Origin of the sequence: Allosphingosinicella vermicomposti, from assembly GCF_003012815.1 — a bacterium.
In the GTDB taxonomy this organism is placed as follows: Bacteria; Pseudomonadota; Alphaproteobacteria; order Sphingomonadales; family Sphingomonadaceae; genus Allosphingosinicella; species Allosphingosinicella vermicomposti.
Window position 1 is genome coordinate 1,011,301 of sequence record NZ_PXYJ01000001.1, and the last position, 21,103, is coordinate 1,032,403.

General features: G+C 61.6%; 21 protein-coding genes and 3 tRNA genes. 7 read left to right on the forward strand and 17 right to left on the reverse strand.

The window, feature by feature from the left end:
• Nucleotides 1-18 precede the first annotated feature (18 nt).
• Entirely contained in the window at nt 19-1,077 is a 1,059-nt protein-coding gene (gene hppD, locus C7I56_RS04975) for a 4-hydroxyphenylpyruvate dioxygenase (protein WP_106639377.1), read from the reverse strand.
• 239 nt (nt 1,078-1,316) lie between these two features.
• Between hppD and trxB the strand changes: the two genes are divergently transcribed.
• Nucleotides 1,317-2,294 (forward strand): thioredoxin-disulfide reductase, encoded by a 978-nt coding sequence (gene trxB, locus C7I56_RS04980; protein ID WP_106639378.1) that lies wholly within the window; start codon nt 1,317-1,319, stop codon nt 2,292-2,294.
• A 101-nt stretch (nt 2,295-2,395) separates the two neighbouring features.
• On the opposite strand, the gene C7I56_RS04985 is transcribed toward trxB, so the two are convergent.
• Entirely contained in the window at nt 2,396-2,668 is a 273-nt protein-coding gene (locus tag C7I56_RS04985) for a phosphopantetheine-binding protein (protein WP_106639379.1), read from the reverse strand.
• A gap of 101 nt (nt 2,669-2,769) precedes the next feature.
• On the opposite strand from C7I56_RS04985, the gene C7I56_RS04990 reads away from it, so the two are divergent.
• The 3 genes from C7I56_RS04990 (at nt 2,770) to C7I56_RS05000 (ending at nt 6,307) form a co-directional block, all read left to right on the forward strand.
• Nucleotides 2,770-4,281, forward strand: a complete 1,512-nt coding sequence (locus C7I56_RS04990; RefSeq protein ID WP_106639380.1) for an acyl-CoA ligase (AMP-forming), exosortase A system-associated — start codon at nt 2,770-2,772, stop codon at nt 4,279-4,281.
• Nucleotides 4,278-5,513 carry a pyridoxal-dependent decarboxylase, exosortase A system-associated gene (locus C7I56_RS04995; RefSeq protein WP_106639381.1) on the forward strand — a complete coding sequence of 412 codons (1,236 nt, stop codon included), beginning with the start codon at nt 4,278-4,280 and terminating at the stop codon, nt 5,511-5,513. Before C7I56_RS04990 ends, C7I56_RS04995 begins: the two co-directional genes overlap by 4 nt.
• Nucleotides 5,514-5,587: 74 nt before the next feature.
• Nucleotides 5,588-6,307 carry a Crp/Fnr family transcriptional regulator gene (locus C7I56_RS05000; protein WP_106639382.1) on the forward strand — a complete coding sequence of 240 codons (720 nt, stop codon included), beginning with the start codon at nt 5,588-5,590 and terminating at the stop codon, nt 6,305-6,307.
• Between the two features lie 22 nt (nt 6,308-6,329).
• On the opposite strand, the gene C7I56_RS05005 is transcribed toward C7I56_RS05000, so the two are convergent.
• Nucleotides 6,330-6,406: transfer RNA gene (locus C7I56_RS05005), tRNA-Met, on the reverse strand.
• Nucleotides 6,407-6,547: 141 nt separating this feature from the next.
• On the opposite strand from C7I56_RS05005, the gene C7I56_RS05010 reads away from it, so the two are divergent.
• Nucleotides 6,548-6,967: a DUF3775 domain-containing protein gene (locus C7I56_RS05010; protein WP_106639383.1), complete on the forward strand. Its 420-nt coding sequence runs from the start codon at nt 6,548-6,550 to the stop codon at nt 6,965-6,967.
• 96 nt (nt 6,968-7,063) lie between these two features.
• Here the strand turns inward: C7I56_RS05010 and C7I56_RS05015 are convergent, their stop codons facing one another.
• Both C7I56_RS05015 and C7I56_RS05020 read right to left on the reverse strand, forming a co-directional pair.
• On the reverse strand, nt 7,064-7,573 hold the full coding sequence (locus tag C7I56_RS05015; RefSeq protein WP_106639384.1) for a 2'-5' RNA ligase family protein: 510 nt from the start codon (nt 7,571-7,573) through the stop codon (nt 7,064-7,066).
• Nucleotides 7,570-9,507, reverse strand: coding sequence for a potassium transporter Kup (locus tag C7I56_RS05020; protein WP_106639654.1), 1,938 nt, complete (start codon nt 9,505-9,507; stop codon nt 7,570-7,572). The genes C7I56_RS05015 and C7I56_RS05020 overlap by 4 nt, the downstream gene beginning before the upstream one ends.
• A 166-nt stretch (nt 9,508-9,673) precedes the next feature.
• On the opposite strand from C7I56_RS05020, the gene ald reads away from it, so the two are divergent.
• Nucleotides 9,674-10,774: an alanine dehydrogenase gene (gene ald, locus C7I56_RS05025; protein ID WP_106639655.1), complete on the forward strand. Its 1,101-nt coding sequence runs from the start codon at nt 9,674-9,676 to the stop codon at nt 10,772-10,774.
• Nucleotides 10,775-10,867: 93 nt separating this feature from the next.
• Here ald and C7I56_RS05030 read toward each other — a convergent pair whose 3' ends face one another.
• Genes C7I56_RS05030 through ccmC form a run of 7 tightly spaced genes read right to left on the reverse strand, consistent with a single transcriptional unit; the run spans nt 10,868 to nt 15,640 of the window.
• Complete coding sequence (locus C7I56_RS05030; RefSeq protein WP_158702997.1) at nt 10,868-11,512, reverse strand: tetratricopeptide repeat protein; 645 nt, start codon at nt 11,510-11,512, stop codon at nt 10,868-10,870.
• The gene (locus tag C7I56_RS05035) at nt 11,509-11,919 is read right to left on the reverse strand and encodes a cytochrome c-type biogenesis protein (protein ID WP_106639386.1); all 411 of its coding nucleotides are present in this window, start codon (nt 11,917-11,919) and stop codon (nt 11,509-11,511) included. Before C7I56_RS05035 ends, C7I56_RS05030 begins: the two co-directional genes overlap by 4 nt.
• Nucleotides 11,916-12,443, reverse strand: a complete 528-nt coding sequence (locus C7I56_RS05040; RefSeq protein ID WP_106639387.1) for a DsbE family thiol:disulfide interchange protein — start codon at nt 12,441-12,443, stop codon at nt 11,916-11,918. Before C7I56_RS05040 ends, C7I56_RS05035 begins: the two co-directional genes overlap by 4 nt.
• On the reverse strand, nt 12,440-14,350 hold the full coding sequence (locus tag C7I56_RS05045; protein WP_106639388.1) for a heme lyase CcmF/NrfE family subunit: 1,911 nt from the start codon (nt 14,348-14,350) through the stop codon (nt 12,440-12,442). The genes C7I56_RS05040 and C7I56_RS05045 overlap by 4 nt, the downstream gene beginning before the upstream one ends.
• Nucleotides 14,347-14,805 carry a cytochrome c maturation protein CcmE gene (gene ccmE / locus C7I56_RS05050; protein ID WP_106639389.1) on the reverse strand — a complete coding sequence of 153 codons (459 nt, stop codon included), beginning with the start codon at nt 14,803-14,805 and terminating at the stop codon, nt 14,347-14,349. Before ccmE ends, C7I56_RS05045 begins: the two co-directional genes overlap by 4 nt.
• On the reverse strand, nt 14,802-14,930 hold the full coding sequence (locus tag C7I56_RS12705; protein ID WP_280951946.1) for a hypothetical protein: 129 nt from the start codon (nt 14,928-14,930) through the stop codon (nt 14,802-14,804). Before C7I56_RS12705 ends, ccmE begins: the two co-directional genes overlap by 4 nt.
• Complete coding sequence (gene ccmC / locus C7I56_RS05055) at nt 14,927-15,640, reverse strand: heme ABC transporter permease CcmC (protein ID WP_106639390.1); 714 nt, start codon at nt 15,638-15,640, stop codon at nt 14,927-14,929. The genes C7I56_RS12705 and ccmC overlap by 4 nt, the downstream gene beginning before the upstream one ends.
• 110 nt (nt 15,641-15,750) lie before the next feature.
• Between ccmC and C7I56_RS05060 the strand changes: the two genes are divergently transcribed.
• A complete protein-coding gene (locus tag C7I56_RS05060; protein WP_280951950.1) occupies nt 15,751-16,677 on the forward strand; it encodes a DMT family transporter in 927 nt (308 codons plus the stop codon).
• A gap of 15 nt (nt 16,678-16,692) precedes the next feature.
• Here the strand turns inward: C7I56_RS05060 and C7I56_RS05065 are convergent, their stop codons facing one another.
• The 5 genes from C7I56_RS05065 to lon all read right to left on the reverse strand — a co-directional run bounded on the left by C7I56_RS05065 (nt 16,693) and on the right by lon (nt 21,081).
• Complete coding sequence (locus C7I56_RS05065) at nt 16,693-17,742, reverse strand: Leu/Phe/Val dehydrogenase (RefSeq protein ID WP_106639392.1); 1,050 nt, start codon at nt 17,740-17,742, stop codon at nt 16,693-16,695.
• 35 nt (nt 17,743-17,777) lie between these two features.
• Nucleotides 17,778-17,854, reverse strand: a tRNA-His gene (locus tag C7I56_RS05070).
• Between the two features lie 208 nt (nt 17,855-18,062).
• Nucleotides 18,063-18,137: transfer RNA gene (locus tag C7I56_RS05075), tRNA-Val, on the reverse strand.
• A gap of 137 nt (nt 18,138-18,274) precedes the next feature.
• Nucleotides 18,275-18,565, reverse strand: coding sequence for an HU family DNA-binding protein (locus C7I56_RS05080; RefSeq protein WP_280951951.1), 291 nt, complete (start codon nt 18,563-18,565; stop codon nt 18,275-18,277).
• Between the two features lie 107 nt (nt 18,566-18,672).
• On the reverse strand, nt 18,673-21,081 hold the full coding sequence (lon, locus tag C7I56_RS05085) for an endopeptidase La (RefSeq protein WP_106639394.1): 2,409 nt from the start codon (nt 21,079-21,081) through the stop codon (nt 18,673-18,675).
• Nucleotides 21,082-21,103 lie beyond the last annotated feature (22 nt).

Here is a 21,103-nt window from a genome sequence, read left to right on the forward strand (position 1 = left end):
TCGCAATGACGGAGTAGCTTAGGCCTCTTCCTTCGTCGCGGGCAGCACGCCGCGGCGGATCTGGTCGAGCTCTATCGATTCGAACAAGGCCTTGAAATTGCCCTCGCCAAAGCCCTGATTGCCCTTGCGCTGGATGATTTCGAAGAAGATCGGGCCAACCATATTTTCCGTAAAGATTTGGAGGAGCAGGCCTTCGCCCGTTTCCGGCGATCCGTCGATCAGGATCTTCCGTTTGCGCATTTCCGCGACGTCGTGGCCGTGGCCGGGGAGGCGCTGGTCGATCATGTCGAAATAGGTATCCGGGCTATCCTGCAGCTTGACGCCGTTCGCGCGGAGCGCGTCGACGGTCGCGAAGATGTCGTCGGTCGCCATGGCGAGGTGCTGGATGCCTTCCCCCTTATACTCGCGCAGGAATTCTTCGATCTGGCTATGCTCGTCCTGGCTTTCGTTGAGCGGGATGCGGATCTTGTCGTCCGGCGCGGTCATTGCGCGGGAGAGGAGGGCGGTCTGCTGCCCCTCAATGTCGAAATAGCGGATTTCGCGGAAGTTGAAGATCGTCTCGTAAAAGCCCGCCCAATGGTTCATCCGGCCGCGATTCACATTGTGGGTCAGGTGATCGAGCGTGTGGAGGCCGACGCTATTCTTGTTCGGCACCGCGCCTTCCACCGGCGTGAACATCGTGTCGTAGATGGTCTGCGCGCCATAAGTGTCGACGAGATAGAGATAGGAGCCGCCAATGCCCTCGATCGCGGGAAGGCCGTAGCTGCCATCGACCTTTGTCGCGCCGCGCTCGACGGCCATTTTCAGAGCCTTGGCGCCATCGGCCACGCGGAAAGCCATGGCGCTTGCCGACGGGCCATGGGCGGCGCGGAAATCGGCAGCTTGGCCGCTTTCTTCCATGTTCAGCAGATAATTGATGTCGCCCTGTTGGTAGCGGCGAATGGCACGCTCCTTGTGATCCGCGACATGGGTAAAGCCCATAGCGATGAACATGTCGTGCATGGCCTGCGGATCGGGGGCGGTGAATTCGACGAATTCGAAACCGTCGAGGCCGAGCGGATTGTCATGGGCGGTCATGGGGGGGCATCCTCTGCTGAGTCTTTTGATCTGCGCGGCTTCTAGCGGGTTGGGCCGAAGAATTGAACACTCCTCCCCGTCACCCTGAACTTGTTTCAGGGTACATCTATCCACCCGCTCGTCACTCGACGGCATGGATGCTGAAACAAGTTCAGCATGACGGCGGTGAAGGGTCGAAAGACGGTTGCACAACCCGCCATCCAGCCCCTATCTCGCCCCTTCATCCAAAGGACGAATTCATGGCCGCGACCCATTCCACCCGCATGCTCATCCTCGGCTCCGGCCCCGCCGGCCTTTCCGCCGCCATTTACGGCGCGCGCGCAGGCATGGCGCCGATCGTCGTGCAGGGCATCCAGCCGGGCGGCCAGCTTACCACGACCACGGACGTCGAAAATTATCCGGGCTTCCGCGAAGTGATCCAGGGCCCCTGGCTGATGGAGGAAATGCAGGCCCAGGCCGAACATGTCGGCGCCCGGATGATGTGGGATTCGATCGTTGAGGTCGAGCTCTCGCAACGCCCGTTCCGCCTGATCGGCGACAGCGGCACCATCTATACGGGCGACGTCCTCGTCATCGCGACGGGCGCGCAGGCCAAGTGGCTTGGCCTCCCCAGCGAAGAGCATATGAAGGGCAAGGGCGTGTCGGCCTGCGCCACCTGCGACGGCTTCTTCTATCGCGGCAAGAAAGTCGCGGTGATCGGCGGCGGCAATACGGCGGTCGAAGAGGCGCTCTACCTCACCAATCACAGCCACGACGTGACACTCATCCACCGCCGCGACTCGCTCCGCGCCGAAAAGATCCTGCAGGAGCGGCTGTTCGCCCATCCGAACATCAAGATCCTGTGGAACACCGAAGTCGACACATTCGTGGCGGGCGGCGAGCCCGAAGGCCTTGTCGGCATCGATGTACGCAACACGGTGACCGGCGAAGTCAGCCGCGTCGACGTGGAAGGCGGCTTCGTCGCCATCGGCCATTCGCCCGCGACAGAGCTGTTCAAGGGCCATGTCGAACTCGACAGCGACGGCTATATTACGGTTGAGCCAGGCACCACCCGTACCAGCGTACCGGGCGTTTATGCCTGCGGCGACGTGATGGACAAGGTCTATCGCCAAGCGATCACAGCCGCCGGCACCGGCTGCATGGCCGCGCTGGATGCTGAGAAGTTTTTGGCGGAAGCGGATTTCGAGGCGACGAACGCCGCCGTGGCTGCGGAGTAACCCTTAAATGTCATGCTGAACTTGTTTCAGCATCCATGCCGGTGAAAGCAGAGAAGGCGGGCAGATGGCCCCTGAAACAAGTTCAGAGTGACGACTGGTGTTTACTGCAGCGCCTTGCCCTTGGCGAAGCTCAACAACGCGCCATAAGTTTCGAGCGTATCGGCATCGATATCATCATCCTCAATGAGGATGCCGAGCCGCTCTTCCAGCGCGGTCAGCAATGTCGCGACCGCCATCGAATCGAATTCCGGAAGCGCGCCGAACAAGGCCGTCGCTTCGGTAAAGCCGTCCACCCGCGCGCGCGCGATGCCAAGAGTGTCGGCCAGCACGGCCCGCAGGGTCAGGTCGACATCTTCGGCGTCGGTGAATGTCACGGGCGCTGGTCCTCTTCGTGAAACGCGACGCGGCCTAAAGCTTTCGCTGCGCTGCGGCAAGATATCTCGTCACGCCGTCCAACAGGCGATATGACACGCCTGTGGACGCTCCAGACCCCAATCCGAGGCCGCTCGATCATCTCACGCTGCGCGGCGCGCCCGATAGGCCCGCTCTGCTGACGCGCGACGGGTTGCTGACATATGCAGCGCTGGAGGATCAGGTGTCGGCCCTCGCCGCAGCGCTTGCCGCCCGTTGCCTATCCCCGGGTGCCCGCGTCGCGAGTTGGCTCCCCAAGACGCGGATGACGAGCCTCCTCCCGCTCGCCTGTGCGCGCGCGGGGTTCGTCCACGTGCCCATCAATCCGGTTCTGAAGCGCGCGCAGGTCGCTCATATCCTTTCCGACAGCGAGGCAAGCCTGCTCATCACTGGGGAAGCGCGGCATGCGACGCTCGACCCTGCCGATATTCCCTCCGGCTGCGTGATCCTCAGTGATCGCGACGCGGCCGCCCTGCTGGAAGGCGCGGACCGCCTGCCGCCGTCTACCGCTGCGCCCGACGACCTAGCGGCGCTTCTCTATACGTCCGGCTCCACCGGTCGCCCCAAGGGCGTGATGCTGAGCCACGCCAATCTCTGGCTCGGCGCGGTAAGCGTCGCGCATTATCTGAAGCTCACCCCGGACGATCGCGTCCTCGCCGTCCTGCCCTTCGCCTTTGATTATGGCCAGAACCAGCTCCTCTCGACCTGGGCGGCGGGCGGCAGCGTCGTCCCGCTCGATTATCTCACCGCCCGCGATGTCGTCCGCGCGGTGGAAAAGCACGGCATCACTACCCTCGCAGGCGTCCCCCCACTCTGGGTGCAGCTGATCGAAACCGCATGGCCCGGCACGTCGGCACTGTCGCTCCGCCGCCTCACCAATAGCGGCGGCAAATTGTCGCCCTCCGTCACCCGCCGCATGCGCGAACTCTTCCCGGCCGCCGAAATCTATCTGATGTATGGCCTAACCGAGGCCTTCCGCTCGACCTTTCTCGACCCCGCCCTCGTCGATGCCCATCCGGATTCGATCGGCACCGCCATTCCCTTCGCCGAAGTCATGGCGATCGGGCCGGACGGTCGGCCCGGCCAAACAGGCGAACTCGTCCACGCCGGGCCGCTCGTCGCCAAGGGCTATTGGCGGGACGAGGCCCGGACCGCCGAACGCTTCCGTCCCGCGCCCGCCGCGTCGCATTATGGCGGCACCGCCGTCTGGTCCGGCGATCAGGCCCGCGTAGACGGCGCGGGGCTTTTCTATTTCAACGGCCGCAACGATGCGATGATCAAGACGTCCGGCAACCGCGTCAGCCCGACGGAGGTGGAGGAAGCCGCCATCGCCAGCGGCCTCGTCGGCGAAGCGGTCGCCTTTGGCTATCCGGACGATCGTCTGGGAGAGGCAATCGCGCTTGTGGTGCGCCCGGCTGCCGGAGCGGATATGGTGGAAGTAGACCTCCGCACTCACCTGCAACGCGAGCTTCCCAATTTCATGCAGCCCTCGACGCTTATCATTCGCGACAGCTTACCGGTCGGCCCCAATGGCAAGCTCGATCGCGAGCGGATCAAGATGGAGCTTATGGCATGAGCAAGCCGATGGGCCCGATCCCACCCGAATTCGCCGATCAAGCCGGGATGCTTCGGGTCGGCGGAGCGAGGGCGGACGAGTTGGTGGCGCGGGCCGGGGACACGCCGCTTTTCGTCTATGACGCAGGGATGATCGCCAGCCGCATCGCCCGATTCCGGGCGGCTTTTGGTGACGAAATAAAGCTTCATTATGCCATCAAAGCAAATCCTTATTCGCAACTCCTCAACTGGATTGCGAACAAGGTCGATGGCCTTGATGTCGCCTCCGCGGGCGAGATGCATCTCGCGCTCGATGCCCGCACCGATCCGCACGACATCTCCTTCGCCGGCCCCGGTAAGCGCGATGTCGAACTTGAGGGGGCTATTACGGCAGGCGTCACTCTCAATCTCGAATCCGAAGGAGAGGCGGCCCGCGCGCTCGCCATCGCCGATCGCCTCGGACGCACGCCGCGCCTCGCCGTGCGGGTCAATCCGGATTTCGAGATCAAGGGCTCCGGAATGCGCATGGGCGGAGGCGCAAAGCCGTTCGGTATCGATGCCGCGCGTGTGCCCGCCCTTGTCCGGCAATTGCTCTCGGCGGGAGCGGACTGGCGCGGATTCCATATCTTCGCCGGATCGCAGGCCCTTCAGGCCGAGGCGCTGATTGAGGCCCAACGCGCCGCTCTCATCCTTGCAGGCAACTTGGCCGAAGACGCGGGCGCGCCACCACCCTTGGTCAATCTCGGCGGCGGTTTCGGCATCCCCTATATGGCTGGCGATACGCCGCTGGACGTAGAGGCGGTTGCTGATATCCTATTAGACAATCTCAATAGCCGCTCTCAGGTTCTTGAGGAAAGCCAATTTGCCATCGAACTTGGTCGCTGGCTTGTGGGAGAGGCGGGTGTTTACCTCACCCGGATCGTCGACCGCAAGGAAAGCCACGGCAAGACCTTCCTGATCGTCGATGGCGGTATGCACCACCAACTCGCCGCATCGGGCAATTTCGGCCAGGTCATCCGCCGCAACTATCCCATCGCCATCGCCGCCCGCATGAACGAACCGGGCGAAGAGGAAGCGAATATCGTCGGCTGCCTCTGCACTCCGCTCGATCGCCTCGCCGACGACGTCCTGCTGCCGCACGCCGATGTCGGTGACCTCGTCGCCATCTTCCTCGCCGGCGCATATGGCCGCAGCGCGAGCCCGGAGGCCTTTCTCGGCCACGATCCGGCGAAAGAATTGTTAGTCGGCGCCTAGCTACCGAAAGCGGAACTTGTTTCGGCCCTTAATCATTCCCCGGCTAGCTGAAATTGGGAGTGAATCAACGACCGATGATCGACAAATTGCTCATGAGACTTCGCCGGTTTGACACAGTGAGCGCCGCCGAAGAACAGGCTTTGCGCAGTGCCGCATCGGACGTGGTCTGCTTCGACCGCTACCGGACGATTGTCAAAGCGAAGGAAGAGCAGCAGTTCAGCAATCTTCTTATTGAGGGCATCGTTCATCGCTACAAGGATTTACAGGATGGCTCCCGACAGTCGCTGGAACTATCCGTGGCGGGGGACTTCATCGACTTGCACAGCCTGCTGATGAAGCGGCTCGATCACAATATCGGCGCACTCACCAATTGCCGCCTTGTCCTCTTTCCGCATGACCGGCTTAAGGCGCTGATCGGCGAGTGGCACCACCTCGGCCGACTGCTCTGGCTATCCACAATGATCGATGCGTCGATCCACAGAGAATGGATCGTATCGCTAGGCTTGAGGAGCGCAAAGGCACGAATTGCGCATCTTATTTGCGAAATCAAAGTAAGGCTTGAAACCGTCGCCTTGGCCGAAGGCCTGACTTATGAACTGCCACTGACCCAGGAAGACTTTGGGGAATTACTGGGGCTCACGGCAGTGCACGTCAATCGAAGCTTGAGGGAGCTACGGGAACAGGACGTGGTGACGTTTAACAAAAAGGTCGTCGATATCAGGGATTGGGAACGGCTCACGGCGATCGCCGAGTTCGATCCATTCTACCTGGGCTTACGACAAGAGCCGCGCTAATCGGGCAACGAATTTGGGACCGTGGTAGCGGAGGAGGGACTTGAACCCCCGACACGCGGATTATGATTCCGCTGCTCTAACCAACTGAGCTACTCCGCCCCATGGGCATGACGGGCGGTGTTCGCACCCGACGAGGCCGCGCTATAGGCAGGGGCGGCATGGCGGTCAACAGGTGAACGCAACCATGCCGGAACCCGCCGCTTATCCTGTCGTTTCGAGCGGAAAGATACGGAGAGTTTCATGGAATTGCTCACCCCCCTCGACAGTTTATGCCGGATCATCATTCGCGCCCGCGAGGCCGAAGCGCAGGTGCCCGCCGCCGATCCCGACGAGGATCCCGACAATGTCGACGATTTCGACGATGAAGGCGGCGAGGCGCTTTCGGTTTTGGAAGACGAGTTAAACGATGTGGAGGATGAGCTTCGCGCGGCACTCGACGATTTGGCTGACGATCAGCTTGCTGAAGCCTTAGCCCTCGCTTGGGTGGGCCGTGGCACCTATGACGCGACGGAATGGGACGAAGCCTTTGCCGAGGCTAGCGACAATGATCCTGAGACGGCGATCGACGAGTTGCTCGATATGCCGTTACTAGGGTCTCATCTCGAGGCAGGGCTGACGGCATTCGACTATAGCTGCGATGGGGTTGGTCAGCTGGATTAAGCCTGCACCGGCGTCACTCCGGCGAAAGCCGGAGCCTCATGACGAGAGGGCACTCTTCCGCGAAAAGATACCGGTTTTCGCCGGTATGACCAGTGTTTACCCCCGGAAGCCGTGCTTGCGGATCGGCTCCCAAGGCCCACCGAGATAGCGCCAGCTTTGGAGGCCGGTAATCTTAAGCGGGCGCGGCTCGAAAGTGGCGCGGAGCTGATCCTGAACAGCCTTGGCGACTTTGGGTTCGACCTTGTTCTGAATGGTAATGTGGGGACGCCAAGACGCCTGATCTTGTGGCGTTAGGAGGCCATGGAAGGCGCAGGCGAGTTCGGCTCGGATATCCTCCAACTCTTCGCTCTCCACGCGGAAGGCAGTGCCTCCGCCCAGGTTTATGATGCCTGCAATCCACGCCTTCGGAGGTGGTGTTGCCGTATAAGCGGCAAGCCGCGTGCCAAGCTCCCCTTCCACGCCCGGCGGCAAATGATGGAAGAGCGTTAGATGTGCGGGCACCTGATTGCGCTCGGGCGGAAAGTGCGTCTGGCGCAGATGCTGTAGCCAGCCATTGTCGCCATCCCCAAACAGGGCAGTGACGATGATCGGCGCAGGAGCGTTCAGATTTCCACCTGACTGCCGAGTTCAACCACGCGGTTGGGCGGCAGCTTGAAGAATTCCATCGCGCTTTCGGCGTTGCGAAGCATCCAGCTGAAAAGCTTTTCGCGCCAGGCGGGCATTGCAGGCCGCGATGTGGACGGAAGGAGGGTCTGGCGCGCGAGGAAGAAGCTCGTGTCCATCATGTTGAAGGCCGCTCCGCACTTTTCGACCCGCTGCAGCGCCGCTGGCACGTCCGAATCCTGCATGAAGCCGTAGCGGACGAGGAGACGATAGAAGCCGCTGCCAAGATCGGTCAGCTCAAACCTTTTTTCCTCGGGCACATAGGGCACGTCCTCGATCTTCACGGTTAGGAGCAAGACGCGTTCGTGCAGCACCTTATTATGCTTCAAATTGTGTAGCAATGAGTGCGGCACGCCTTCGGAAGACGTGGTCATGAAGACGGCGGTGCCCGGTACGCGGGTCGCGCTACTCGCCGCTGATTTGATGAAGATGGACGCGGGGATCGATGCTTCGCGCATCCTCTCCAGCATCAGCTTGCGGCCATGCGCCCAGGTGGTGAGAAGCGTGAAAATGACGAGGCCGATGAGCAAAGGCACCCAGCCGCCGTCCGGAACCTTCGTCATATTGGCACTGAAATAGGCGAGATCGACGAAGAAGAAGATTGCGAGGAGCGGGATCGCGACCCACTTCCTCCACTGCCACAGCGAGAAGAGGACGACTGTCAGTAGACAGGCGTCAATCAACATCGCGCCGGTAACCGCGATGCCGTAAGCTGCGGCGAGGTTGCTGGAGCTCTGGAAGAAAAGAACGAGCAGGATGACCATGATCATCAGGCCCCAGTTGATCACCGGGATGTAGATTTGTCCCGCTGTGGACGCGCTGGTGTGGAGGATGCGCAGGCGCGGAATAAAGCCAAGCTGGATCGCCTGCTGCGTCACGGAGAAAGCGCCGGTAATCACCGCCTGACTGGCGATGATGGTGGCCAAAGTCGCGAGGAGAACGAGCGGCAGGCGAAGCGCATCGGGCGCTAGCAGGAAGAACGGGTTCTTCACCGCTTCCTGCGCGGCGGCGGGATCGAGCGAGAGGATCATGGCGCCCTGCCCCATATAATTGAGCATAAGCGCGGGCATGACGAAGCAGAGCCACGAGAGGCCGATCGGCTTGCGCCCGAAATGCCCCATGTCCGCATAGAGCGCTTCCGCGCCCGTCACCGCGAGGACGACGGAACCCAAGGCAAGGAAGGCAAGCCAGCCATCAGCCATGAAGAATTGCACGGCGTTCCACGGATTGAGCGTTTCGAGGATGATGCCCGGCATCGCCGCGATGTGGATAAGGCCAAGCAGGGCGAGGGTCGCGAAATAAGTCATCATGATCGGGCCGAAAAGCGCCCCGACCTTGGCCGTGCCATGGGCTTGGATCGCGAACAGCCCGATGAGGAGGCCAATCGCGATGGGAATGACGAAGGGCGCGAAACTCGACTCGACGGTGGTGAGGCCCTCGACCGCCGACAGGACAGAGATAGCGGGCGTAATCATGCTATCGCCGTAGAAGAGTGCGGTCGCGAAGACGCCGAGCATCACGATGCCCGCCGTCCATTTCTTCCCTTCGGCCTTGCGGTTGATAAGGGCGAGCAGCGCGAGGCTGCCCCCTTCCCCCTTATTGTCCGCGCGCATGATGATGCCGACATATTTGATCGAGACGACGATCATCATCGACCAAAAGATGAGACTCAGTACGCCGACGATATGCAGTTCGTCGGGCGCCAATTGGTGGTGGCCCGCAAAGGTTTCGCGGAACGCGTAGATCGGACTGGTACCGATATCGCCAAACACGATTCCCATCGCGCCGAGCGCGAGCTTGGCGAGGCTGCCTTCCTGGTGGTGGGAGGCATGGGCGGATAAATCCGCTTGCGATTGGGGTGCGGAGGAGTCGGTCATTTCAACCGGGCTTTCGCCCTGAAATCCCTCAAAAAAGGGGCACATAGCCCCAAAGCGCGCGGCGATTAGCACTTCGCGCATGGGTTCGCAACGTCGACAAAATGATTCCGCAAATCGCCACGGTGCCGCTATAGGGCGCGCCAGAGTAAAAACCATGGAGCGGATGATGCGCGTCGGCGTACCAAAGGAAATCAAGAATAACGAATATCGCGTGGGACTTACGCCCGCGTCGGTCGCCGAATTGACGGCGGCGGGCCACGAAGTGATCGTCGAGACGAAAGCCGGCATGGGCATCGATTTCGACGACAAGGCCTATACCGATGTCGGCGCACGCATCGTCGGCACGGCTGCGGAAGTCTTCGCGCAATCGGATATGATCGTGAAGGTGAAGGAGCCTCAGCAAAGCGAAATCGCGATGCTGGAGTCGCGCCACCTGCTCTTCACCTACCTCCACCTTGCCGCCGACAAGCCGCAGGCCGAAGGGCTGATGAAGTCCGGCGCCACCTGCATCGCTTATGAAACGGTGACGTCGAACAACCACTCCCTTCCGCTCCTGAAGCCGATGTCGGAAGTGGCCGGCCGCATGTCGGTGCAGGTTGGCGCCCACTATCTTGAAAAGGAACAAGGTGGTCGCGGCGTCCTTCTTGGCGGCGTTCCGGGTGTTGCTCCCGCCAAGGTCGCGATCCTTGGCGGCGGCGTCTCCGGCCTTAACGCGGCCCAGATGGCCGTCGGCCTGCGCGCGGACGTAACCATCTACGACATTTCGAACGATCGTCTGGCGGAGCTCGACACCTATTTCGGCAGCCAGATCAAGACGGCCTATGCGTCGAAGGCGGCCATCGCCAATGCCGTCGCCAATGCCGAGCTGGTGATTGGCGCGGTGCTGGTGCCTGGCGCGGCAGCGCCGAAGCTCGTCACGCGCGACATGCTGAAAACGATGAAGCGCGGATCTGTGATCGTCGACATCGCGATCGATCAGGGCGGCTGCTTCGAAACCTCGCGTGCCACGACGCACGAGGATCCGGTGTTCGAGATTGACGGCGTCATCCATTATTGCGTCGCGAACATGCCGGGTGCCGTGGCGCGCACTTCGGCCTTTGCGCTTAACAACGCCACCCTGCCCTTTGTCTTGCGCCTCGCCAATCAGGGCGCGGACGCGGCGATGAAGGCCGATCCGCATCTCGCCAACGGCTTGAACGTCTCGGACGGCAAGATTCGTCACCAGGCCGTCGCTGAAGCGCTGAACTTGCCTTACGAGGCAGCCTAATTCGCACTGCGTGGCCCCGGCGAAAGCCGGGGCTTCGTGACGAGAGAGGTGCCTGGCTTCCCTGTTACCCCCGGCTTTCGCCGGGGTAACAGACTAATGAGCGGAGTTGCGCGCCTTCAGTGCTCGCGCCTCTTCCACCAGCCTCAATTGCTCTTCCACAATCCTCCGCCACGGCGCATCGGTCGGCGATGCGGCGAGCAGTTCGCGCCACACGCGCTCGGCCTCATCGAAATCCCCACTCCGCGCCAGCGCCATGCCAAAGAAGAGCCGCGGTCCAGGATGTTGCGGCGCCAACTCTGCAGCCTTCTCGAATGCCGATCGGGCGGCGGGTGTGACAACGCCATCGCCATGCACGACGAGATTGTCGGCAAGCCCCAGCCACAGCACCGCATTATCCGGATCCTTGCGAAGGCCGCTGCGGATGATGTCCACTGCCCCCTTTGTATCGCCCCGGCCGCGATAGCCGTCAGCCAGATTAAGCCAGGCCGCAGAGGCATCGAACTGGCCGAACATGTCCTTCCGCGCCATTGAAAACGGCGTGTAGGTGACAGCGCGCTCGGCGGGCGGCGCGGCGGGTGATGAGGGAAGGCCGGGGCGTCCCTGCCAGGCATAGCCAGCGGCCGCGACCAGCAATGCCGCAGCCAGGAACTGCAACACTGCCCCACGCAAATGGCCGACCCAGCGCATCCCAATGAGGCAGATGAATGCGAGCGCGAGAAAGATGAGCCAGCCGATCATCGGCGCCTCCGTTTGAACCGTCCGCGCGCAAGAAACAGGCCGAGTATGACGAGCGCCAGAGGGGCGGCCCAGAGCGGCCATGTCAGCGGCGAAACCGGGGGTTCGTAGCTTACCCATTCCCCGTAGCGCTCGACCAGCCAAGCTCGAACCTCGTCAGCGCTTTCCCCGGCGGCGATGCGGCTGCGGACCAAGGCGCGCATATCGCCCGCCATGTCAGCGTCGCTGTCGGCGATGGACTGGCCTTGGCAAACGAGGCAGCGCAGGGTCTCCATCAGAGCCTTAGCCTCAGCTTCCTTGGCCGGGTCCGCGATTTGAGTGTCAGCATAAGGCGCGGGTGGCAGATCGGACTGGGCCACGAGTGGTGTCGCGCGGAGCAGCAGAACGGCGACGATTGGAGCGCTCCTCATTTCGCCGCCTCATAAGCGTGCACCAGTTCTTCCACCTGCGCGGGCCCAATGCCCCCAATATGGTGGTAGCGGATGATGCCTTGGTCATCGACGATGAAGGTCTCCGGCACACCTGCTGAACCCAAAGCAAGTTGGACCCGGCTATCGCGATCGGCGCCGATGCGCTGGAATGGATCCCCGTGCTGGCCAAGGAAGCGCGCGATATCCTCCGGTTTATCGCGCACCGCAATGGCGTCGATCGGTATTCCCCGCGCCTTCATCTGCATGAGATAGGGCGCCTCGGCGATGCAGGGTACGCACCAGCTTGCAAAGATATTGACGAGACGCGGACCCCGGCCCTTCAAGTCTGCGCTCGCCAATCCTTCGCGCCCGGTGACGGCGGCGGGAAGCGCGAAATCCGGCACGGGCTTGCCGATCAGGCGAGATTGAAGAGTTGCTTGAGGCGGACGTTGGAGGCCGAATGCGACGACCAATATGAAGCCGACAAAGATGGCGAGCGGCAGCCAGAGGATGAGACGCCTCATGACTGATAATCCCGCCTGCGGTTCTCGCGGCGAAGCCGCCCGATCAACGCCAGCAGCCCGCCCAGCGCGACCAGCGCTCCGCCCAACCAAATGAGCGTGACAAGCGGCTTCCACCACAGGCGCAATTGCCAGCGGCCATCTTCATTCTGGCGGCCCAGCACGGCGTAAAGCTGCCCCCCTGCCCGTGTTGCTATCGCTGCTTCGCTGGTGTCGGTGGGTGGTGCCGTGAAAGTGCGGGCCTGCGGGCGAAGGACAAACCGACTGCTACCCTCGCGGACTTCGACTTGCCCTTCCAGCGCGGTCCAATTCGGGCCGGCGATTGGCTCAACCGAACGGAGCCGAAGTGTGAAGGGGCCGACATCCACCGGCTCGCCCAAGCGTACCGCGGCGAGACGCTCCACAGTAAAGGCGCTGTCCGACCCCATACCACCAAGGCATACAGCGACGCCGAAATGCGCAACCACCATGCCCCAGATGGCGAGTGGCGTGCGGCGGAGGTTGCGGCCCCAGAGCGGCGCTAAGCTCGCCGCGCCTATGCCGGTTGAGAGCGTCAGGCCAAGGCGCGGCAATATACCGATGCCGGGCGCGAAGATCAGCAGCGCAATGAATGTGAGCGCGGACAGACCAAGCGGCACCGCCATCCGCTTTGTCACCGCCGCCACACGGTCACGGCGCCAACGGATAAGCGCGCCTGCTCCCATAATAAGGACGAGAAGGAGAGCAAGCGGACCGGTCGCAGTGTTGAAATATGGCGGACCGACAGAAAGCTTCTCGCCGGTTACGGCTTCCACGCCAAGTGGGTAGAGCGTGCCAACAAAAACGATTCCGAGGATGGCCGAGAGAAGGAGATTGTTGGCGACGAGCGCCCCTTCCCTGCTCACCGGATCGAAGGTCGTGCCCTCCCGCACGGTGCTGACGCGCAGAGCGAAGAGCAGAAGTGCGCCGCCGATATAGAGGCCGAGAAGGGCGAGAATGAAGGCGCCACGCCCCGGATCGACCGCGAAGCTATGGACGCTCGTCAGAATGCCCGATCGGACGAGAAAGGTGCCGATCATCGACATCGAAAAGGCCACGACCGCCAGCATCAATGTCCAGGCGCGCAAGCCATCGCGAGTTGCGAGCACGGTCACGGAGTGGAGCAGTGCGGTTGCGGCGAGCCACGGCATGAGTGACGCGTTTTCAACCGGATCCCAGAACCACCAGCCGCCCCAGCCGAGTTCATAATAAGCCCAATAGCTGCCTGCCGTTATACCGATGGTAAGCAAAGTCCAAGCACCGAGCACCCAAGGCCGCATTGCGCGAGCGAAGGCCGGGCCAACGTCGCGCGTGATCAGCGCGCCAACGGCAAAGGAAAAAGCCACGGAGATGCCGACATAGCCAAGGTAGAGGGTCGGTGGATGGAAGGCGAGACCGGGATCCTGAAGCAGGGGATTGAGCCCCATTCCCTGTGAGGGTGCGGGATCGAGCCGCTCGAACGGATTGGAGGCAAAAAGAAGGAACGCGTAAAAACCAAGGCTGATCGCCGCCTGCGCCGCGAGAGTCGCGGTAAGCGTCGAGCCTGCCAAGCGCCGCTCGAACATGGCAACGGCGCCGCCCGCAATGGCAAGCACCGTTACCCAAAGCAGCATCGACCCTTCGTGATTGCCCCATGTGCCGGCAAATTTGTACAGCCAGGGCTTAGCCGAATGACTGTTTTGCGCGACGAGCAGCACCGACAGATCGGTCTGCAGGAACAGCAGAGTCAGGCAACCGAAGGACAGTGCAGCAGCAATACCCTGTGCAACAGCAACAGGACGGACAGCGTCGCCAAGCGGAGCGCCGCGCAACGATGTAGCAGCGAAGCTCAGTTGAAGAAGGGAAAGAGCGGCCGCGATCCAAAGGGCGGCGAGCCCGGCCTCCGCGATCATTCCAGCGTCCCGCTTTCGTGCCGATCGCCCTGCGGCCCGAGCTTTGGCGGCATGTAATTTTCGTCATGCTTGGCAAGAATTTCGCTCGCCACGAACGATCCATCCGGGCGGAACCGCCCCTCCGCCACCATACCGCTGCCTTCGCGGAAAAGATCGGGCACGATGCCGGTAAAGGTGACGGGGATGGTGGCCTCCGTCTCATCGCCGACCACGAAACGGATGGTCGTGCCATCGCGCAGGCGTTCCAGCGACCCTTCGCGCACCATCCCGCCGATGCGCACAGCACGGTCGAGTGGCAGGCCGCGCCTCACGACGTCGCCAGGGGCATAGAAATAGGAAGCTTGGTCCTTCATCGCCGACATAGCGAGCAACACCGCACCCACCATCGCCGCGATAGCGACGAGCAGCAGGACAAGCCGTTGATGCTTGGCCTTTGGCCGCGGGCTGAAAATCATAGTTGATTGAAGCCCTGAGCGTCACGTTCCGCCTTACGCATCGCGCGATAGGACAACAAAGTGAGGCTGCCGACGCCGATGGTCACAAGCGCATAAGCGGCGATGATGAAGAGCCAATGATTCATGCTGCCATCCTCCGCAGCCTTGCTTCGATCTTCGTACGGGCCAAATCCGCGCGCATTCGCATTAGCACGATCGCTCCAAAGAGCAGCGAGAAGCCGAGCGCGGAAATTAGGAGAGGCCACAACATGGCGCTATCGATGCTCGACCCGGCAACGCCGATGCTCTTTCCCTGATGAAGCGTCCGCCACCAATCTACCGAATAGCGAATGACTGGAATGTTGATCGCGCCGATCAGGCCGAAGATCGCTGTCGCGCGCCCTTCCCCGCCACGCTCCCGGTCCGCATTGGCGAGCGCGCCGTAGGCGACGTAGAGGAAGAGCAGGATAAGCATGGACGTCAGCCGCCCATCCCATTCCCAATATGTACCCCATGTCGGGCGTCCCCACAGCGAGCCTGTTGCCAGACACAAAGCCGCAAAGACTCCGCCGGGCACTGCGATTGCGCGGGCCGCAACACCAGCCAGCGGATGCCTCCAGACAAGCTGCATCAGGCTCGCTAGTGCAATGCCCGTCCAGCCCGCCATGCCGAGCCAGGCTGCGGGCACGTGAATGTAAATGATGCGAACACTCTCGCCCTGCAGATAATCAGGCGGCGCAACAAACAAGCCGACGCCAACGCCAACCGCGACCAGCAATGCACCGCTCCACCCCAGCCAAGGGGTCAGTGGGCGCGCGATCTTCAGAAAACGGGCGGGATTGGCGAGGAAATGCATCTCGGGCGCCCTCTTAGCGAAAGGGACGCAAAGGGGAAAGCGGTAAGAACCTCTACTTCTATAGCGAGGCCTTGCTCCATGCATCGGTTGGGCGCATGCCGTCCTTACTCATGCAATACAGTCAAGACCAACCAGAGCGTCCGCACCAAAGCCAGTTGCTGGGCATCGGACTACGCATTGGGGCTGCGACCAGTTTCGCGATCATGGCCGCGACGATCAAACTCGGTTACGAAGCGGGAGTCAGCACGCCGGAGTTGATTTTCTATCGTTTTGCCTTCGGCCTCCCGCCCCTGCTCGGCTGGATCACCCTATCCGGAAATTATCGCGCGTGGCGGACGGAGCGACCCAAAGCGCATCTGACGCGAATGATGATCGGCCTCACCTCCATGGTGTTTGCTTTCTCTGCGCTCGACTATCTGCCGCTCGCGGAGGCGACGGTGATTTCCTTCGCAGCGCCGCTTTTCTCCGTCATCCTCTCCGTCCTCATTTTGCAAGAGCAGGTCGGGCGTCACCGTTGGACCGCGGTAGCTATCGGCTTTATCGGCGTGGTCATCGTCATGCGGCCTGGAGGAGCCGACCTGCCCCTCATCGGCCTCACTATTGCCGTGACCGCCGCGTTCGGCGTCGCTTGCGTCAACATCACAATCCGCCAGATCGGCCGCACTGAAAGCCCGCAGACGACGGTCTTGTGGTTTACTTTGGGATCAATGCTGATCGTTGGCCTCTTCTTCATGCCCTTCCACGTTCAATCGCATGACGCCGGGACGTGGGCGATCCTCATCGCTGTCGGCCTGTCGGGTGGGGCGGGGCAGCTGTTTCTCACCGCCTCCCTCCGCCACGCGCCGGTTCCAGCGATCGTGCCGTTCGACTATACGCAATTACTGTGGGCAGTGCTGCTTGGCTGGCTATTCTGGGACAAGCGCCCGTCCCCCACCACTTGGGCCGGCGCAGCGATCATCATCGCGAGCGGGCTCTACACCATCTCCCGAGAGCAGAAATTGCGGCGCGCGGGCCGGAAGGCCCCCGCGACGCTCTAACTTTGTGCTATGAGATCAGGGTCGACCGATCAGCCTTTGCGCCATCGTGTCGGCGACGGCCGCCGGATTGCGGCCTGTGGAATTGCTTTCGTCCCAAATGGTGTTGAGGCGGCCAGGTATCTGCTCGATCTTCGCCTTGACGCCCGCCATGTCGGCATCGCCCAGATATTCGGACGCGACATTGATGATGCCGCCAGCATTGATGACATAATCCGGCGCGTAGAGAATGCCACGCGCATGGACTCGGTCGCCATCGACAGGCGTTGCGAGCTGGTTGTTCGCGCCGCCCGCGATAACGGGAACGCGAAGAGCCGCGATACTTTCTTCAGTAAGAATCGCACCCAGCGCGCAGGGGCTGAGCACATCGGCCTCCATGGTGAGGATGCCGGCCGGATCGACCACGGTGCCCCCGACTTCGTCCGCCAGCCTGGCCGCGCGCACTGCATCGATATCCGCGATACTGATCCGCGCGCCGTCCTTGGCAGCGTGACGAGCAAGACCGCCAGCAACGCTGCCGGCGCCCTGGATCGCGATGTGGAGGCCAGAGAGGCTATCCTTGCCGAGCTTGCGCTTCACCGCCGCTTTGACGCCCAGATAGACGCCATAGCTGGTGTGCGGCCCCGGATCGCCGCCCACCGCACCAGCTGCGACTGGGAGACCGGAGACATATTTGGTCTGCTTCGACACGGCGACGAGATCGGCAACGTTCATGCCGACATCTTCCGCAGTCACATAAGAGCCGCCCAAACGATCCACGGCGCGGCCATAAGCGGCCAGCATGTCCGGCGTCTTTGTGCGCGCCCCGTCAGCAAGGATCACAGCCTTGCCACCGCCGAGCGACAAACCCGCCATGGCGTTCTTGTAGCTCATGCCGCGCGAAAGACGCAGTGCGTCGGCAAGGGCGGAGGCGCTATCCGCATAATTCCAGAATCGAACCCCGCCCGCGCCCGGGCCGAGATGGGTGGAATGGATCGCGATGATCGCCTTCAGACCTGTGGCCCGATCGGTAACGAAGTGCACGACCTCATGGTCGTCGAAATCGGGGTAATCCCAAGGCGACTGCATGATCCTGTCCTAATTTGCTGATTTATCGGAACAAATGGGGCGACCGACGGGACTTGAACCCGCGACCCTCGGTACCACAAACCGATGCTCTAACCAACTGAGCTACGGTCGCCACAAAGCCTGTTGCCGGCGCTTTACGTGCGCCCCTGCCCTCCCGTCAAGGAAGCAAATGGCTTTCGTCGACCGTGACGTCTGTGTCGTCTTCTTTGGTGAGCCTTAGCGCAGGTCTAAGGTGCAGCGATCCAGCCGCTGGAGGCGGTAGACGCACAGCTCCTATCGATAACCAAGTCAGAGCACTGCTTGCGAAAGAAGAGATAGCGTGGTGGGCGCGGCAAGGATTGAACTTGCGACCCCACCCGTGTGAAGGGTGTGCTCTACCACTGAGCTACGCGCCCACGCTGATCGCCCATTCGGACGAAATGAGAGGCCCCGAAGGCACTCACCGGGACGCCATTAGAGCCGCGTCCATTAGCTGTCCAGCCGATGGCTGGAAAAAGACGGCCGGGGCTGAACACCGCCGGCCGCCGGATATTCAGTTGACCGAATCCTTCAGGCCCTTGCCCGCCTTGAACTTCGGCTGCTTGGATGCCTTGATCTGCATCGGCTCGCCAGTGCGCGGATTACGGCCCGTCGAGGCCTTGCGCTGGCTACACGCAAAGGTACCGAAACCAACGAGGCGGACTTCGTCGCCCTTCTTCAGCGCACCGCTGATCGTTTCGAAAACGCTTTCAACGGCTTTGCTGGCGTCGCTACGGCTGAGACCCGTGGTCTCCGCGACGGCGCCGATAAGCTCCTGCTTGTTCATCTGTCCCGAACCCTTGATTGGTGGAATCGCGGCTCATGCCGGCGCGCATCTAAGATCGGAAACAACGGCCCTGTCAAAAGGAAAGCGCGATTTTCCAACGGATGTCCGCGCTTTCCTCTTGAAAATCAGTGCCGGATTGAGACGCCTGCCTCGTCCGGCGCCGCGGCCAGCTCTGCAGGTGGGACCGCCGCAAGCTCATCCGCCTCCGTCCATTCAATCGGTGCGACTGGAGTCGCGAGAGCCAGGCCAAGCACCTCATCGACATGGGTGACGGGAACGATGGTCAGACCATCAAGGATGGTCGCCGGAATTTCCGTAAGATCCTTTTCATTCTCCTGAGGAATGATGACGGTGGTGATGCCGCCGCGTAGGGCTGCGAGAAGTTTTTCCTTGAGGCCGCCGATCGGCAACACCCGCCCACGAAGCGTTACCTCGCCCGTCATGGCGACATCGCGGCGCACCGGAATGCCGGTCAACGTCGAAATGATCGCGGTAACCATACCAATGCCAGCCGAAGGGCCATCCTTCGGAACTGCGCCTTCGGGCAAGTGGATATGGATATCCTTGCGGGCGAACAGGCTGGGTTTCACGCCATAAGACGGGGAGCGCGCCTTTACGAATGAGAAGGCGGCCTGCACCGATTCTTGCATTACCTCACCTAATTTACCGGTCGTCCTGATCTGGCCCTTACCGGGCACAGTGACGGCTTCAATGGTCAGCAATTCGCCGCCCACCTCAGTCCAAGCCAAGCCGGTCACGGCACCGATCTGATCCTCTTCTTCGCCAACGCCGTGACGGAATTTCCGAACGCCCGCGAATTCCGCGATATTCTCGGGCGTAAGCGTGACGCTCTCAACCTTACCTTCGAGAATCCTGCGCAGCGCCTTGCGGGCAACCTTGGCGATCTCCCGCTCGAGCGTACGAACGCCCGCTTCTCGCGTGTAACCCTGGATGAGGGCGCGGAGGCCGGCATCTTCAAAGGTCAGCTCGCCTTCTTTCAATCCATGCGATTCGATCTGCTTCGGGATCAAGTGGCCCTTGGCGATCTCGACCTTCTCATCTTCTGTATAACCTTCCAACCGGATGATCTCCATGCGGTCGAGCAGAGGCTGGGGCAGGTTGAGGGAGTTGGCCGTCGTGACGAACATGATGTCCGAAAGATCGTAGTCGATCTCCAGATAATGATCCTGAAACTTGGCATTCTGTTCCGGGTCCAGCACCTCGAGCAGGGCCGAGGCCGGATCGCCCCGGAAGTCCTGGCCGAGCTTGTCGATCTCATCGAGCAGGAAGAGTGGGTTCGACGTTCCTGCTTTCTTCAGGTTCGATACGATCTTTCCCGGAAGCGAGCCGATATAGGTGCGGCGGTGGCCACGAATTTCCGCCTCGTCGCGCACGCCGCCTAGAGATTGGCGCACGAACTCGCGCCCCGTCGCCTTTGCAATCGAGCGGCCGAGCGAGGTCTTGCCCACGCCCGGAGGGCCGACAAGGCACAGGATCGGGCCCTTGAGCTTATTCATACGAGCCTGGACGGCCAGATATTCGATGATCCGATCCTTGACCTTCTCAAGCCCATAATGATCGGCATCAAGCACAGCCTGCGCCTCGGCGATGTCCTTTCTAACCTTCGACTTTTTGCCCCAAGGGAGCCCAAGGAGCACATCGAGATAGTTGCGCGACACGGTAGCTTCGGCCGACATCGGCGCCATGGCCTTGAGCTTCTTGAGCTCCTGCGTGGCCTTGGCGCGCGCTTCCTTGGAAAGCTTCAGCTTGGCGATCTTGTTACCAAGTTCGGTAAGCTCGTCCGCCTCGCCTTCCTCGCCTTCGTTGCCAAGCTCGCGCTGGATCGCCTTCAGCTGTTCGTTGAGATAATATTCGCGCTGCGTCTTCTCCATCTGCCGCTTCACGCGGCTGCGGATTTTTTTCTCTACCTGAAGGACGCCAAGCTCGCCCTCCATGAAGGCGAAGGCCATTTCGAGCCGCTTTAACGGATCCAGCTCGGCGAGCAGCGCCTGCTTGTCGGCAACCTTGATCGCGATGTTAGCGGCGACAGCGTCGGCAAGTTTCGACGCACCCTCAATTTCAGCCAATTGAACGGCGGTCTCGGCCGGAAGCTTCTTGTTGAGCTTCGAGTAATTTTCAAACTGATCGACAACCGAACGCATCAAGGCTTCCGCCTCCGCGCCCTCTGGGTCAGTAATCGACACCTCTTCTACTTCGGCGGTCAGATGAGCGCCGGTCATGTCGAGTGACTTCAACGTAGCACGTTTCTGCCCCTCGACGAGCACGCGAACCGTGCCGTCGGGGAGCTTCAAAAGCTGAAGCACCGTCGCAACGACGCCGAGATCGTAAAGCGCATCGCGATCAGGATCGTCCTCGGACGGATCCAGCTGCGAGACGAGGAAAATGGACTTGTCCGCCGCCATCGCGCTTTCCAGCGCCGCCACCGATTTGTCGCGGCCGACAAATAGCGGCACGATCATCTGCGGAAACACGACGATGTCGCGAAGGGGCAGGACAGGATAGGATTCGGTCATTTCTACTCCACGGGCGCGGAGC

What these genes read in the sequence shown, in the direction of transcription:
- hppD (WP_106639377.1), bottom strand. Translation starts at nt 1,077, where the DNA reads ATGACCGCCCATGACAATCCGCTCGGCCTCGACGGTTTCGAATTCGTC.
- trxB (WP_106639378.1), top strand. Translation starts at nt 1,317, where the DNA reads ATGGCCGCGACCCATTCCACCCGCATGCTCATCCTCGGCTCCGGCCCC.
- C7I56_RS04995 (WP_106639381.1), top strand. Translation starts at nt 4,278, where the DNA reads ATGAGCAAGCCGATGGGCCCGATCCCACCCGAATTCGCCGATCAAGCC.
- C7I56_RS05000 (WP_106639382.1), top strand. Translation starts at nt 5,588, where the DNA reads ATGATCGACAAATTGCTCATGAGACTTCGCCGGTTTGACACAGTGAGC.
- C7I56_RS05010 (WP_106639383.1), top strand. Translation starts at nt 6,548, where the DNA reads ATGGAATTGCTCACCCCCCTCGACAGTTTATGCCGGATCATCATTCGC.
- C7I56_RS05020 (WP_106639654.1), bottom strand. Translation starts at nt 9,507, where the DNA reads ATGACCGACTCCTCCGCACCCCAATCGCAAGCGGATTTATCCGCCCAT.
- ald (WP_106639655.1), top strand. Translation starts at nt 9,674, where the DNA reads ATGCGCGTCGGCGTACCAAAGGAAATCAAGAATAACGAATATCGCGTG.
- C7I56_RS05030 (WP_158702997.1), bottom strand. Translation starts at nt 11,512, where the DNA reads ATGATCGGCTGGCTCATCTTTCTCGCGCTCGCATTCATCTGCCTCATT.
- C7I56_RS05035 (WP_106639386.1), bottom strand. Translation starts at nt 11,919, where the DNA reads ATGAGGAGCGCTCCAATCGTCGCCGTTCTGCTGCTCCGCGCGACACCA.
- C7I56_RS05040 (WP_106639387.1), bottom strand. Translation starts at nt 12,443, where the DNA reads ATGAGGCGTCTCATCCTCTGGCTGCCGCTCGCCATCTTTGTCGGCTTC.
- C7I56_RS05045 (WP_106639388.1), bottom strand. Translation starts at nt 14,350, where the DNA reads ATGATCGCGGAGGCCGGGCTCGCCGCCCTTTGGATCGCGGCCGCTCTT.
- ccmE (WP_106639389.1), bottom strand. Translation starts at nt 14,805, where the DNA reads ATGATTTTCAGCCCGCGGCCAAAGGCCAAGCATCAACGGCTTGTCCTG.
- C7I56_RS12705 (WP_280951946.1), bottom strand. Translation starts at nt 14,930, where the DNA reads ATGAATCATTGGCTCTTCATCATCGCCGCTTATGCGCTTGTGACCATC.
- ccmC (WP_106639390.1), bottom strand. Translation starts at nt 15,640, where the DNA reads ATGCATTTCCTCGCCAATCCCGCCCGTTTTCTGAAGATCGCGCGCCCA.
- C7I56_RS05060 (WP_280951950.1), top strand. Translation starts at nt 15,751, where the DNA reads ATGCAATACAGTCAAGACCAACCAGAGCGTCCGCACCAAAGCCAGTTG.
- C7I56_RS05065 (WP_106639392.1), bottom strand. Translation starts at nt 17,742, where the DNA reads ATGCAGTCGCCTTGGGATTACCCCGATTTCGACGACCATGAGGTCGTG.
- lon (WP_106639394.1), bottom strand. Translation starts at nt 21,081, where the DNA reads ATGACCGAATCCTATCCTGTCCTGCCCCTTCGCGACATCGTCGTGTTT.